11 protein-coding genes are annotated in these 12,560 nt (G+C 72.5%); 5 read left to right on the forward strand and 6 right to left on the reverse strand.

Annotation, left to right across the window (positions count from 1 at the left end; translation table 11 throughout):
* The first annotated feature begins 246 nt into the window (after positions 1–246).
* Both ACFYPJ_RS08600 and ACFYPJ_RS08605 read left to right on the forward strand, forming a co-directional pair.
* Complete coding sequence (locus tag ACFYPJ_RS08600; protein ID WP_389012487.1) at positions 247–1,440, forward strand: helix-turn-helix domain-containing protein; 1,194 nt, start codon at positions 247–249, stop codon at positions 1,438–1,440.
* 534 nt (positions 1,441–1,974) lie between these two features.
* Complete coding sequence (locus tag ACFYPJ_RS08605) at positions 1,975–2,964, forward strand: malate dehydrogenase (RefSeq protein WP_389012490.1); 990 nt, start codon at positions 1,975–1,977, stop codon at positions 2,962–2,964.
* Positions 2,965–3,135: 171 nt separating this feature from the next.
* Here ACFYPJ_RS08605 and ACFYPJ_RS08610 read toward each other — a convergent pair whose 3' ends face one another.
* The 4 genes from ACFYPJ_RS08610 to ACFYPJ_RS08625 form a co-directional block, all read right to left on the reverse strand.
* Complete coding sequence (locus ACFYPJ_RS08610) at positions 3,136–4,128, reverse strand: GNAT family N-acetyltransferase (RefSeq protein ID WP_389012493.1); 993 nt, start codon at positions 4,126–4,128, stop codon at positions 3,136–3,138.
* A 96-nt stretch (positions 4,129–4,224) separates the two neighbouring features.
* Complete coding sequence (locus ACFYPJ_RS08615; RefSeq protein WP_389012496.1) at positions 4,225–4,983, reverse strand: isocitrate lyase/phosphoenolpyruvate mutase family protein; 759 nt, start codon at positions 4,981–4,983, stop codon at positions 4,225–4,227.
* Positions 4,984–5,003: 20 nt separating this feature from the next.
* Positions 5,004–5,474: a carboxymuconolactone decarboxylase family protein gene (locus tag ACFYPJ_RS08620; protein ID WP_389012499.1), complete on the reverse strand. Its 471-nt coding sequence runs from the start codon at positions 5,472–5,474 to the stop codon at positions 5,004–5,006.
* Positions 5,471–5,995 carry a carboxymuconolactone decarboxylase family protein gene (locus ACFYPJ_RS08625; RefSeq protein ID WP_389012502.1) on the reverse strand — a complete coding sequence of 175 codons (525 nt, stop codon included), beginning with the start codon at positions 5,993–5,995 and terminating at the stop codon, positions 5,471–5,473. The genes ACFYPJ_RS08620 and ACFYPJ_RS08625 overlap by 4 nt, the downstream gene beginning before the upstream one ends.
* Positions 5,996–6,041: 46 nt before the next feature.
* Between ACFYPJ_RS08625 and ACFYPJ_RS08630 the strand changes: the two genes are divergently transcribed.
* Positions 6,042–7,565 carry a PLP-dependent aminotransferase family protein gene (locus ACFYPJ_RS08630; RefSeq protein ID WP_389012505.1) on the forward strand — a complete coding sequence of 508 codons (1,524 nt, stop codon included), beginning with the start codon at positions 6,042–6,044 and terminating at the stop codon, positions 7,563–7,565.
* Between the two features lie 206 nt (positions 7,566–7,771).
* A complete protein-coding gene (locus tag ACFYPJ_RS08635; RefSeq protein WP_389012971.1) occupies positions 7,772–8,641 on the forward strand; it encodes a DMT family transporter in 870 nt (289 codons plus the stop codon).
* 132 nt (positions 8,642–8,773) lie between these two features.
* On the opposite strand, the gene rocD is transcribed toward ACFYPJ_RS08635, so the two are convergent.
* Positions 8,774–9,979 carry an ornithine--oxo-acid transaminase gene (gene rocD, locus ACFYPJ_RS08640; RefSeq protein ID WP_389012508.1) on the reverse strand — a complete coding sequence of 402 codons (1,206 nt, stop codon included), beginning with the start codon at positions 9,977–9,979 and terminating at the stop codon, positions 8,774–8,776.
* Between the two features lie 277 nt (positions 9,980–10,256).
* Between rocD and ACFYPJ_RS08645 the strand changes: the two genes are divergently transcribed.
* The gene (locus ACFYPJ_RS08645; protein ID WP_389012511.1) at positions 10,257–11,726 is read left to right on the forward strand and encodes a glycine hydroxymethyltransferase; all 1,470 of its coding nucleotides are present in this window, start codon (positions 10,257–10,259) and stop codon (positions 11,724–11,726) included.
* Positions 11,727–11,789: 63 nt separating this feature from the next.
* Here ACFYPJ_RS08645 and ACFYPJ_RS08650 read toward each other — a convergent pair whose 3' ends face one another.
* On the reverse strand, positions 11,790–12,518 hold the full coding sequence (locus tag ACFYPJ_RS08650; protein WP_389012514.1) for a hypothetical protein: 729 nt from the start codon (positions 12,516–12,518) through the stop codon (positions 11,790–11,792).
* Positions 12,519–12,560: the final 42 nt, after the last annotated feature.

Below are 12,560 nucleotides of genomic sequence, written 5' to 3' on the forward strand. Positions count from 1 at the left end.
GTGCCGATCGAGGGCTTCGGCGTGCGGCTTGAGGCCGACGGCGTGCGGTGGTGCGTGACCGGCCGGCTCGATGCTCCGGTGCGCCCTCGCCTGCGTAACCGCGGTCCGTGGGGAACGCATCCTTGTGGGTGGCCGGAACGGGGACCGGTGACGGGGGCGCCACCCGCGGGGGGAACTGCGGGGAGGCGACGGGGGCCCGACGCCGGGGCACACGTCAGCACCGACCGGGGGAAGAGGGGGGAACCCATGCCTCGTTGGAAAGCCCTGCCCGACGAACTCGATCCGCAGGTCAAGGAGTTCACCGGCCAACTACGGCGGCTCGTGGACCGCGCGGAGCTGAGCATCGCGGCGCTGGCCGACCGCACGGGCTACAGCAAGACGTCCTGGGAGCGTTACCTCAACGGCCGGCTCCTCGCACCGAAGGGCGCGATCGTCGCGCTCGCGGAGGTCACCGGCACCCGCCCCGTCCACCTCACCACCATGTGGGAACTGGCCGAACGCGCCTGGAGCCGTTCCGAGATGCGCCACGACCTGACCATGGAGGCGATTCGTATCACCCAAGCGCGGGCCGCGCTGGGGGAGTTCGGTGCCCCGTCGGCCGGTGCCGGGAGCGTGGGCCGGGCCACGCGGCGGAGCGGCAGCGCGACGGCGGCACCGGGCATCGCGGGCCCCACGGGCGTGTCCCCGACGATCCCGGCCCAGCCGGCCGCATCCGACGCCGATGCGCGGGAAGGCGTCCGGCGGAAGCCCGGCACGGACGGCAACTCCCGGGGCGCTGCCGGGCGCCAGGGCCCTGCGCGGGCCGACGGCAGGACGGCACCGTCGTACGATGCGTCGCCGCCCTCCTCCGGCCGGACACCGCGGGCTCCCGGCCGGTACGGTGCGCCCCCGCGGGGACCGGACCCCGACACCGCGTCCGGGGGGCGGGGCGACCGGCGGCAGACGGCGATGTTCCTCGCCGGGTTCGTCGGCGTGCTCCTCGTCATCGCGGTCTTCGTCCTCCTGACCGGCAGCGGCGGCGACGAGGCGGGCGGCACGGCGAACGAGGGCACGGCCAAGTCGCCCGCCGTGTCCGCAGGCACCGCCACCGTCGGCCCGCCCGCCGGGGTCAAGTGCGTCGGCGGCGGCTGCACGGGCAAGGACGCCGAGGCCATGGGGTGCAGCGGCGACCTGGTGACCACCGCAGGGACCGCCGCCGTCGGCACCGTCACCGTCGAAGTCCGCTACAGCAGGACCTGCGGCGCGGTCTGGGGGCGGATCACCGGCGCGGGACAGGGCGACGAGGTCCGTCTCACCGTCGGCACCGCAGGCCGCACCGGCACGGTCATGGCGACCGGCGACACCATCGCGTACACCCCGATGGTGGCCGCACGGAACGCCACCGGGGCGAAGGCGTGCGCGACGCTGTCGGACGGGCGGACGGGGTGTGCGGGCGGCTAGGAACACCCGGAGGTGGGGCGGGGGTTGGATCCCGTGAGGTCTCTGCGGCCTGTGGCGTGCGGGCGGCGGGGGCGGCGTGCGGTGAGGTGCGTGCGTGCGGGGCGTGCCGCGCGCACCGCTCCGCCCGGCCCTTGCCTCCTGCTCCTCGCGCCCGTTCCGCGCCGCGTCCCGTCCACCCCTCCCTGTTCTGATGAAATTCCGCGCCGTGTGCATGGTTGGCGGCCACGCGGGAACGCGAACCGTACCCCCACGGGAGTCCGGTATCCGGTATCCCCGAACGGCGGCCGCCCTTGTCTCTCCTCTCCCGGACGGGCGGCCGCCTCTCCCGGGGGTCTGTGGGCCGGGCCACACGGGGTGGGCGGTGCGCCAAGTCCGACGCGCGATAGCCTGACCGCTGGATCTCTCTTGACGCCAAGAGATCGATCAACTGAACCGTGATCGATCGTCGCGGCGGGCACCGGTCACAGGCCGGGGCGGGATCCCGTACCCCCGGGGCAGGGACGCCCCACCGCCAGCTGTCATACGGAGAACGCCATGACCCGCACTCCCGTGAACGTCACCGTCACCGGCGCGGCCGGCCAGATCGGTTACGCCCTGCTCTTCCGCATCGCCTCCGGCCAGCTGCTCGGCGCGGACGTGCCGGTCAAGCTGCGCCTCCTGGAGATCACCCCGGCGCTGAAGGCCGCCGAGGGCACGGCCATGGAGCTGGACGACTGCGCGTTCCCGCTCCTGCAGGGCATCGACATCACGGACGACCCGAACGTCGCCTTCGACGGCACCAACGTCGCCCTGCTCGTGGGCGCCCGGCCGCGCACCAAGGGCATGGAGCGCGGTGACCTGCTGGAGGCCAACGGCGGCATCTTCAAGCCGCAGGGCAAGGCCATCAACGACCACGCCGCGGATGACATCAAGGTGCTGGTGGTCGGCAACCCGGCCAACACCAACGCGCTCATCGCGCAGTCCGCCGCCCCGGACGTACCGGCCGAGCGCTTCACCGCGATGACCCGCCTGGACCACAACCGCGCGCTGACCCAGCTGGCGAAGAAGACGGGTTCGACGGTCGCCGACATCAAGCGGCTGACCATCTGGGGCAACCACTCCGCCACCCAGTACCCGGACATCTTCCACGCCACCATCGCCGGCAAGAACGCGGCCGAGGTCGTCGACGACGAGAAGTGGCTGGCCGACGAGTTCATCCCGACCGTCGCCAAGCGCGGCGCGGCGATCATCGAGGCCCGCGGCGCGTCCTCCGCGGCCTCCGCCGCCAACGCCGCCATCGACCACGTCCACACCTGGGTCAACGGCACCGCCGAGGGCAACTGGACCTCCATGGGCATCCCGTCGGACGGCTCCTACGGCGTCGCGGAGGGCCTGATCTCCTCGTTCCCGGTCACCGTCAAGGACGGCCGGTACGAGATCGTCCAGGGCCTGGAGATCAACGAGTTCTCCCGCGCCCGTATCGAAGCCTCCGTCAAGGAGCTGGAGGAGGAGCGCGAGGCGGTCCGCTCCCTGGGCCTCATCTGATCCGCTCCCGCTCCCGGGGGCTCTACCGGTCTCGCTGACCGCTCCCGGGACCTCCGGGTCTCTCCGGGCCTGTCCGGGCCACGAGTTGCACGGGCCCCGCTCCTGCCACCCAGGAGCGGGGCCCGCGTACGTCTTCGCTCCGGCGTACCCGTCCACGGCCCCGTCGGCCGGCTACCCGTCCACGGCCCCGCCGGGAACCGGCCGCGGACCCGGGTCCGCGGCCGGCCGCGTCAGCCGCTTCTCGAACCAGTGATGGGCGTAGACGTGGTCGACGTACGCCGGGATCTCCGTGTACCCGCACGCCCGGTACATCGCCTGCGCCTCGGTGAGCGTGCGGTGCGTGTCCAGCCGTACGACGTCCAGCCCGCGGGAGCGCGCCGCGTCCTCCAGACCGGCCAGCAGCCGCCGGGCCAGCCCGAGGCGGCGGGCGTCCGCGTGCACCCACACGTGCCGGAGTTCACCGACGCCCGGAGCCAGCCGCCGCAGCGCCCCGCAGCCCACCGGCCGCCCCTCCTCGTACGCGACCAGGAAGGCACCGGCCTCGCCCGACACCTCGCGGGGGCCCACCAGATCGGACGGGTCGAAGCCCTCGGGAAAGCGCTCGTCGATGTCGGCGGCGTACGCGTCCAGGCAGGCGCGGGCGTCGGCCGAGGCGCCGTCGACGACCTCCACGGTGATCCCCGCCAGCCGCAGCAGACGCTGGGCGGTGGCCAGGGCTTCGGTCAGCTCGGTGCGCCGGCCCGGGGTGAGGGACCGGAGCAGACCGGCGGCGAGCGCGTCGGCACGGCGGTTCTGCTCCTCGACCTCGACGCGCCCGGCCGGGGTCGGTTCGACGGTCCGCAGCCGGGTGTCGTGCGGCGGGACGCCGACGCGGACCAGGCCCTGCGTCTCCAGCGCCCGCGCCATCCGGCTCAGATAGCCGGCGTCCAGGCCCAGCCGGGTGCGCAGTTCGCGCAGCGAGACCCCGTCGCCGATCTCGTACAGCAGGCGGGCCTCGCCGAGCGGGCGGTTCTGGCCGAGGTAGTGGTCGTCGAGGACGCCGATCCGCCGCGTGAAGTACCGGTTGAACCGGCGGACGGCCGCCACGTCTTCGTCGGCAACGGACTCGGGCTCGGCAACGGGCTCAGGCTCGGCAACGGACTCGGCAATGGGCTCAGGCTCCATAGCTCTTTGACTTTAGTCAAAGAAGAGTCGGGGGGCCATCCTGTGTGCGCCCCGGCGGCGGGCAGGGGGCGCGGAGCCCCCTGCCCGTTCAGCCCTTCAGCGCACGAGTCCGCCCGCGATGCGCCGCAGCGCCGCGTCCGCCGATTGGTGCAGGCCCGGTCCGAACGTGATCCGGGTGGCCCCGAGCCGGCTGAGTTCCGTGGGCGGCGGGCTGTCCCGGTCGAGCCGGCCGAGCACATTGAGCGGGCCCGGGATCCCGGACCGCAACTGCGGGATCAGGTGTACCGGCGCCATGATCGGATACACGCAGTCGGCGCCGGCGGCGACATACGCCGCACCCCGCTCGATGGCCGCCGCGGGATCCGTGTCGCCCCGCAGGAAGGTGTCCACACGCGCGTTGACGAACAGTTCGTCCCCCGCGGCCGAACGTACCGCGGCGAGCCAGTCGGCCTGCTCGTGCGGGTTCTTGAGAGAGCCCGCAACGGAGTCCTCCAGGTTGCAGCCCACGGCCCCCGCCTCCAGCAGCCGCTCCACCAGTTCCTCCGGCGCGAGCCCGTAACCGCTCTCGATGTCCGCCGACACCGGCACGTCCACCGCGCGGGCGATCCGGGCCACCGCGGCGTACATCTCGTCCGCCGGGGTCTCCCCGTCCGCGTACCCGAGGGCGGCGGCGACGCCCGCACTGGGCGTGGCCAGCGCCGGGAACCCGGCCTCCGCCAGCGCCCGGGCGCTGGCCGCGTCCCACGGCCCCGGCAGGACCAGAGGATCACCCGGCGACCGCCGCAGATGCAGGGCGCGGAAGATCTCCACCTTCCGCCCCGCCGCCGGTTCTCCGGACGGCTCAGGATTCCTCATGTGTCATGCCTCCGCCTCGCTCACGCCCGGTACCCGCCGGGTGCGACCCGGTGGCTGACCATCAGCCGGTTCCAGCTGTTGATCGCCGTGATCAGCCCGACGAGGTGGGCGAGTTCGGTCTCGTCGAAGTGCTCGGTGGCCCGCTCGTACACCGCGTCCGGTACGAAGCCCCGCCCGGACGCCGTGCGGGAGGCACTCGGGGTCAGGACGGTCACCGCCTCGGTGAGCGCCAGTGCGGCCCGCTCGCGTTCGCTGTAGTGATCCTCGGCCTCTTCCCAGGCGTTGAGCAACTCCAGTCGCTTCTCGGACACGCCGGCCTTCCGGGCCAGTGCGAGATGCATGTCCAGGCAGAACGCACAGTGGTTGATCTGCGAGGCACGGATCACCACCAGCTCGGCCAGGACCGGGTCGCCCAGTCCCCGCTTGGCCGCCCCGGAGAGCGCGGACAGGGCCTCGGCGACCGAGCGGTCCAGCACCTGCGTACGGGTCACGCGTACTGGCCCGGCTGGTAGTGGCCCGGGGTCATCCGGGTGGTCACGCCGAACCGGTTCCAGGCGTTGATCACCGTGATCGCGGCGATCAGCTGCGCCAGCTCGGCATCCTCGAACTGCTTCGCCGCCTTCGCGTACACCTCGTCGGGTACGAAGCCTCCCCCAGACTTCGTCTGGGAGGTGCCCCCAGTGAGGACCGTGATCGCCTCGGTCAGCTCGATCGCCGCCAACTCCTTCTCCGTGTAGAAGTGCCGCGACTCCTCCCACGCGCTCAGCTGCACGATCCGCTCGACGCTCTCGCCGGCCGCGAGGGCGTCCTTGGTGTGCATGTCCAGGCAGAACGCGCAGTGGTTGAGCTGCGAGGCGCGGATCTTCACCAGCTCGTGCAGCTTCGGGTCCAGGCCCTTCCCGGCCGCGGTGTCCAGCCGGATCATCGCCTTGTACACCTCCGGTGCCAGTTCGGCGATGGGCAGGCGAGGGGCGGTCTCGGGTGCGTACTGAACGTTTTCCTCGTCGGTCATGCTTCAACACTAGAAGCCAGGCAGCCCAGGGGTATGGTCCATTTCCATGGCAGAATCCTGGGCCACTTTGGGCATCGACCTGCATCTGGAACCGACCGGGTCGGGCGGTCTGCGGCGGGGTCTCACCGACGCGCTGCGGGACGCGGTCCGCACCGGCCGCCTCGCCCCCGGCACCCGGCTGCCCTCCTCCCGCACCCTCGCCACCGACCTCGGCATCGCCCGCAACACCGTCGCCGACGCCTACGCCGACCTCGTCGCCGAGGGCTGGCTCACCGCCCGGCAGGGCTCGGGCACCCGGGTGGCTACGGGGATACCGGCCCCGGCCGGGGGCGCGGGCGGCACCGGCGGCACCGGTGGTGCGGGCGGTGCAGGTGGCGGGACCGGGGCGACTACGGCGACTACGGCGATTGGGGTGGCCGGGGCGACTGGGGCGGCTGGGGTGGCCAAGGCGCCGGGGACGACCGCTCCGGCGCCCCGCCGCCGCGTCCCCGAGCGGCCGACCCACAACCTGACGCCCGGCACCCCCGACCTGGCCGCCTTCCCGCGCACCGAGTGGCTCAAGGCCGCCCGCCGCGCCCTCGCCGCCGCCCCCAACGACGCGCTCGGCTACGGCGACCCGCGCGGCCGACCCGAACTGCGCACCGCCCTCGCCGGCTATCTCGCCCGCTCCCGGGGCGTACGCGCCGATCCCGGGAACATCATGGTGTGCGCCGGTTTCGTGCACGGCCTGGAGATCCTCGCCAGGGTGCTGCGGGCCCGCGGCGCCCGCACGGTCGCCGTCGAGTCGTACGGCCTGTTCATCCACCGGGACCGGCTGACCAGCGCAGGTCTGGCCATTCCGCCGCTGCCCTACGACGAACGGGCCACCGACACCCGTGCCGTACCGGACGCGGGTGCCGTGCTGCTCACCCCCGCCCACCAGTTCCCGATGGGCACGGCCCTGCACCCCGACCGGCGGGCCGCCGTGGTCGAGTGGGCGCGGCGGACCGGCGGCCTGGTCCTGGAGGACGACTACGACGGCGAGTTCCGCTATGACCGCCAGCCCGTCGGCGCCCTTCAGGGCCTGGACCCTGATCACGTCGTCTACCTCGGCACCGCCAGCAAGTCCCTCGCCCCCGGCCTGCGGCTGGGCTGGATGGTGCTGCCGCCGTCCCTCGTCGACGAGTGCGCGGCAGCCAAGGGCCACAGCGACGGCTGTGGGGTACTGGACCAGCTCACCCTGGCCGACTTCCTCACCTCCGGCGCCTACGACCGTCAGGTACGCTCCGCCCGGCTGCGCTACCGGAACCGCCGCGACGCCCTCGTCGCGGCCCTCGCCGCCCGCGCTCCCGAGGTCCATGTCACCGGCATCGCGGCCGGTCTGCACGCGGTCCTGCGCCTGCCGCCCGGCACCGAACGATCGGTGGTCCAGGCCGCCGCCTGGCAGGGCCTCGCCCTGCACGGCCTGAGCACGTACCGCCACGTTCAGGCCGACACCGCCCCGCTGGACGCCCTGGTCGTCGGCTACGGAACCCCACCGGACCACGCCTGGACGGCAGCCCTGGAAGCCTTGTGCCGCGTACTTCCGTAGCCACCGTGCGGGGTGGGGTTCGTCGCGAGTGAGCGGGTCGCGAATGAGCGGGAGGGGGGTCCGCGGGGCTGGAGTCTGTGGACGGGGAACCCCAGGAGCGAGAGTCTGTGGGACTGGAGGCTGCGGGGCGAGAGTCCGGTGTGAGCCTGCCCGGGGCCGGGCCCCGGGCCTTCCCGTTCCTCTACAGTCGCTTTGTGCTTTTCGGAATGGTGTGCGCCCTGGGCGCGGCGGTCTGCTTCGGTACGGCGACCGTGTTGCAGGCCATGGCCGCCCGGCAGGCGGCGGACGTCGGCGGGGGCGGGGACACGGCGCTGTTGCTGCGGGCGCTGCGGCAGTGGCGGTATCTGGCCGGGCTGGGGCTGGACGGGCTCGGGTTCCTGCTCCAGATCGCGGCGCTGCGGTCGCTGCCGATCTACGCGGTCGCCGCGGCGCTGGCCGCGAGCCTGGCGGTGACCGCCGTGGTGGCGGCGCGACTGCTGCGGGTGCGGCTGAGCGGGGTGGAGTGGGGCGCGGTGGCGGTGGTGTGCGCCGGGCTGGCGATGCTGGGGCTGGCCTCCGGGCCGGAGGGCCATCGGGACGGCTCGACGGCGTTGACGTACGCGCTGCCCGCGGTGGCCCTGGGGGTGCTGCTGGTCGGAGCGGTCGGCGGGCGGTTGCGGGAACGGAACCGGGCGCTGCTGCTCGGGCTCGGCGCGGGGTGCGGGTTCGGGGTGGTGGAGGTCGCGGTACGGCTGATCGACAGCCTCAGGCCGGCCGCCCTGTTCACCAACCCGGCCACCTACGCCCTGCTGATCGGCGGCGGTGCCGCGTTTCTGCTGCTCACCTCGGCCCTGCAACGCGGCTCGGTGACGACAGCCACCGCCGGAATGGTGATCGGGGAGACGATCGGCCCGGCGGTGGTGGGCGTGGTGTGGCTCGGCGACCGCACCCGCGGGGGACTGGCCTGGCTGGCGGTGCTGGGCTTCGTGGTGGCGGTGGCGGGCGCCCTGGCCCTGGCCCGCTTCGGCGAGGCCCCGGCGGAGCAGCCCCTGACTGAGCAGCCCCTGAAGGATGGGGCTGGGACGGCGGGGACCTAGATGTAGGGCCTTGGGAGCACCTGGATGCAGGGGCCCGGGAGGTTGGCGGGCGGAGACAGCGCGGGCAGAGGCAGGGTTGTTGCTGTTGCGGTTGCCGTCCCGGCCGTCGTTTCCGTTCCCGCCGTGACCGTCTCAGGCGGCCAGCACCGCCCGCAGCTGGTCGAGCCCCCAGTCCAGGTCCTCCTTCTCGATCACCAGCGGCGGCGCGATCCGGATCGTCGAGCCGTGCGTGTCCTTCACCAGGACGCCACGGTCCATCAGCCGCTCCGAGATCCGCCGCCCCGTGCCGAGCGTCGGCGTGATGTCCACCCCGGCCCACAGGCCGCGCCCGCGCACCGCCGTCACCGCACCGGTGCCGAGCAGCGCGACCAGCTCACGGTGCAGATGCTCGCCCAGCGCCGCCGCGCGCGCCTGGTACTCGCCCGACCGCAGCATCGCGATCACTTCGAGCGCCACGGCACAGGCCAGCGGATTCCCGCCGAACGTCGACCCGTGCTCACCCGGCCGGAACACCCCGAGCACCTCCGCACCCGACACCACCGCGGACACCGGAACGATCCCGCCGCCCAGCGCCTTCCCCAGCAGATACACATCCGGTACGACCCCCTCGTGCTCGCACGCGAAGGTCCGCCCGGTCCGGCCGAGTCCCGACTGGATCTCGTCCGCGACGAACAGCACGTTCCGCTCCCGGGTCAGCTCTCGCACCGCCGGCAGATAACCGGCCGGCGGCACGATCACGCCCGCCTCGCCCTGGATCGGCTCCAGCAGCACCGCGACCGTGTTCTCGGTGAGCGCCGCCCGCATCGCGGTCAGGTCCCCGTACGGCACGATCTCGAAGCCCGGCGTGTACGGCCCGAAATCCGCCCGCGCCTGGGGGTCGGTGGAGAAGCTGATGACCGTCGTCGTACGGCCGTGGAAGTTGCCCCCGGCGACCACGATCTTCGCCATCTCCGCAGGCACCCCCTTCACCCGGTAGCCCCATTTCCGGGCCGTCTTCACCGCGGTCTCCACCGCCTCCACGCCCGTGTTCATCGGCAGCACCAGTTCCATGCCGCACAGCTCGGCCAGCTCTGCGCAGAACGCGGCGAACCGGTCGTGCTGGAACGCCCGTGACGTCAGCGTCACCCGTTCCAGCTGGGCCCTGACCGCCGCCACCAGACGCGGATGACGGTGCCCGAAGTTCAGGGCGGAGTAGCCGGCGAGCAGATCGAGATAGCGCCGGCCCTCCACGTCCGTCATCCAGGCCCCGTCTGCGGTGGCCACGACCACCGGCAGCGGGTGGTAGTTGTGCGCGCTGTGGGCGTCGGCGGCGGCGATGAGCGTCTCCGTAGCGTTCACGGGAACTCCTGTGGCCAGCGGGTCGGATTCATCTCTCTTTCTCTATCTTCTTCCCATCTTTGCGCGAGAGAGGGGCCCGCAGCCGTCACTGACATGCGGCCGCCGCCCCGCTTCCCCGTCGTGCGCGTCCCCGTCCTGCGCGCCCGGTAGGCTGGCTGCGGGCCGTGACTGGCGCGCTGGGATGGGATGGACCATCGGGGAGCGGCCTCAGCGAGACCGAGTGCCGTGCGCCTGGGCCGAACCGTGAACGCTGTATGCACACCGTCCGGAGGTCCTCATGCCAGAGCAGCCCCTCGCTCCTCACTCCACGTCTCTCTCCGCCGAGTCCACTGCCTTCCGGGCCGCCCTCGACGTGATCCGCGCCGTCGAGCCGCGGGTGGCCGACGCCATCGGCCAGGAGGTCGCCGACCAGCGCGAGATGCTGAAGCTGATCGCCTCCGAGAACTACGCCTCCCCGGCCACCCTTCTCGCGATGGGCAACTGGTTCAGCGACAAGTACGCCGAGGGCACCGTCGGCCGCCGCTTCTACGCCGGCTGCCGCAACGTCGACACCGTCGAGTCGATCGCCGCCGAGCACGCCAGGGAACTTTTCGGCGCCCGCCACGCCTATGTCCAGCCGCACTCCGGTATCGACGCCAACCTCGTCGCCTTCTGGGCCGTCCTCGCCCAGCGCGTCGAGGCGCCCGCCCTGGAGAAGGCCGGCGTCCGGCAGGTCAACGACCTGTCCGAGGCCGACTGGGCCGAACTGCGCCAGTCCTTCGGCAATCAGCGCATGCTCGGCATGTCCCTGGATGCCGGTGGCCACCTCACGCACGGTTTCCGTCCGAACATCTCGGGCAAGATGTTCGACCAGCGCTCCTACGGCACCGATCCGACGACCGGCCTCATCGACTACGAGGCGCTGCGTGCCTCCGCCCGCGAGTTCAAGCCGCTGATCATCGTCGCCGGCTACTCCGCCTACCCCCGTCTCGTGAACTTCCGGATCATGCGCGAGATCGCCGACGAGGTCGGCGCCACGCTCATGGTCGACATGGCGCACTTCGCCGGTCTGGTCGCCGGCAAGGTCCTCACCGGTGACTTCGATCCCGTTCCGCACGCCCAGATCGTCACCACCACTACCCACAAGTCGCTGCGCGGCCCGCGCGGCGGCATGGTCCTGTGCGACGACTCGCTCAAGGACCAGGTCGACCGCGGCTGCCCGATGGTGCTCGGTGGCCCTCTTCCGCATGTCATGGCCGCCAAGGCCGTCGCCCTCGCCGAGGCCCGGCGGCCGTCCTTCCAGGGCTACGCGCAGCGGATCGTCGACAACTCCCGCGCCCTGGCGGAGGGACTGATGGGCCGGGGCGCCACCCTTGTCACCGGCGGAACCGACAACCACCTCAATCTGATCGATGTCGCCACCTCCTATGGCCTCACCGGTCGGCAGGCCGAGGCCGCACTGCTGGAGTCCGGCATCGTCACCAACCGCAACGCGATCCCGGCCGACCCCAACGGCGCCTGGTACACCTCCGGTATCCGCATCGGCACCCCTGCCCTGACCACGCGTGGCCTGGGCACCGCCGAGATGGACGAGGTGGCCGCGCTCATCGACCGCGTCCTCACCACGGCCGAGCCCGGCACCACCAGCAAGGGCACGCAGTCCAAGGCCCAGCACGTCCTCGACCCGAAGATCGCGGACGAGATCTCGCAGCGAGCCTCCGACCTCGTGGCCGGGTTCCCGCTGTACCCGGAGGTCGACCTCGGCTGACACCCGGCCGGGGCCCGTGAGCCCGGCGCCGGTGGCCCGCAGGGCTTCGTGGCTCCGTGGCGCTCATATGTCCCGTAGCTCCTGTCTCGGCCCCGGCTCTCGGCTGCCACGCCGCAGAGCCGCGGGTGCCAGCCGGGGCAGGAAGCGGCGCAGCACCAGTGTGAGCGCCGCTCCCGCCGCAGCGCCTGGTATCGCCCACCACCAGTCGGTGCCGTCGCCCTCGGTTCCGGTGCTGATCGAGACTGTCGTGGTGTTCTCGTCCTCCTGCGCCGACGGGCCAGGGGTGTCCGACTGCCACGGCGCCGGGAAGATGCCGCTGTAGTCCGCTTGGCCGGTCCTCTTGCCCGTCACTCCCAACTCTCCTAGGAGAGAACGCAGTTGGGCGGGCTGCTCGGCCTGGTGCCAGTAGCCGTTCCCCGATGTGGGCAGGTTGGCCGCCGTGTGGATCCAGACCTCCCGCGATGGTGAGTCGAGGGGGAAGACCCGGTCGACTCGCCAGGGCGATATGTCGTGCGCCAGCCAGGTCACATTGATCTGACGGGCGGAGGACAGTCCCGCCTCCGGCGGCATGGTCCGCGAACCCTTGCCCTCCGGGCCCAGCAGAGCCTGGAGTTGCTCGTAGTCCTTGTCCGAGTAGTACCGCGCGGCGGCCTCCTCGCTCTGGGGTGAGGCCACCAACACGCTGGTCGGGCCGCCGGCCACCGCGGACGACGCACCCCATAACAACAGCCCGAGCAGGACAGCCAACACCCCGCCCAATACCGTCAGTTCACGAGCCCTGTCTTTCGCCATGCGAACCCCCCAGCAACCAGTCGAATCCGTGCGGCCGTCCCC

Origin of the sequence: Streptomyces sp. NPDC006012 (genome assembly GCF_042871185.1) — a bacterium.
GTDB lineage: Bacteria > Actinomycetota > Actinomycetes > Streptomycetales > Streptomycetaceae > Streptomyces.

Excerpts from the sequence above, each read along its gene's own strand:
- ACFYPJ_RS08600 (WP_389012487.1), top strand. The coding sequence starts at position 247 with ATGCCTCGTTGGAAAGCCCTGCCCGACGAACTCGATCCGCAGGTCAAG.
- ACFYPJ_RS08610 (WP_389012493.1), bottom strand. The coding sequence starts at position 4,128 with ATGGAGCCTGAGCCCATTGCCGAGTCCGTTGCCGAGCCTGAGCCCGTT.
- ACFYPJ_RS08625 (WP_389012502.1), bottom strand. The coding sequence starts at position 5,995 with ATGACCGACGAGGAAAACGTTCAGTACGCACCCGAGACCGCCCCTCGC.
- ACFYPJ_RS08635 (WP_389012971.1), top strand. The coding sequence starts at position 7,772 with ATGGTGTGCGCCCTGGGCGCGGCGGTCTGCTTCGGTACGGCGACCGTG.
- ACFYPJ_RS08615 (WP_389012496.1), bottom strand. The coding sequence starts at position 4,983 with ATGAGGAATCCTGAGCCGTCCGGAGAACCGGCGGCGGGGCGGAAGGTG.
- ACFYPJ_RS08630 (WP_389012505.1), top strand. The coding sequence starts at position 6,042 with ATGGCAGAATCCTGGGCCACTTTGGGCATCGACCTGCATCTGGAACCG.
- ACFYPJ_RS08645 (WP_389012511.1), top strand. The coding sequence starts at position 10,257 with ATGCCAGAGCAGCCCCTCGCTCCTCACTCCACGTCTCTCTCCGCCGAG.
- ACFYPJ_RS08650 (WP_389012514.1), bottom strand. The coding sequence starts at position 12,518 with ATGGCGAAAGACAGGGCTCGTGAACTGACGGTATTGGGCGGGGTGTTG.
- ACFYPJ_RS08605 (WP_389012490.1), top strand. The coding sequence starts at position 1,975 with ATGACCCGCACTCCCGTGAACGTCACCGTCACCGGCGCGGCCGGCCAG.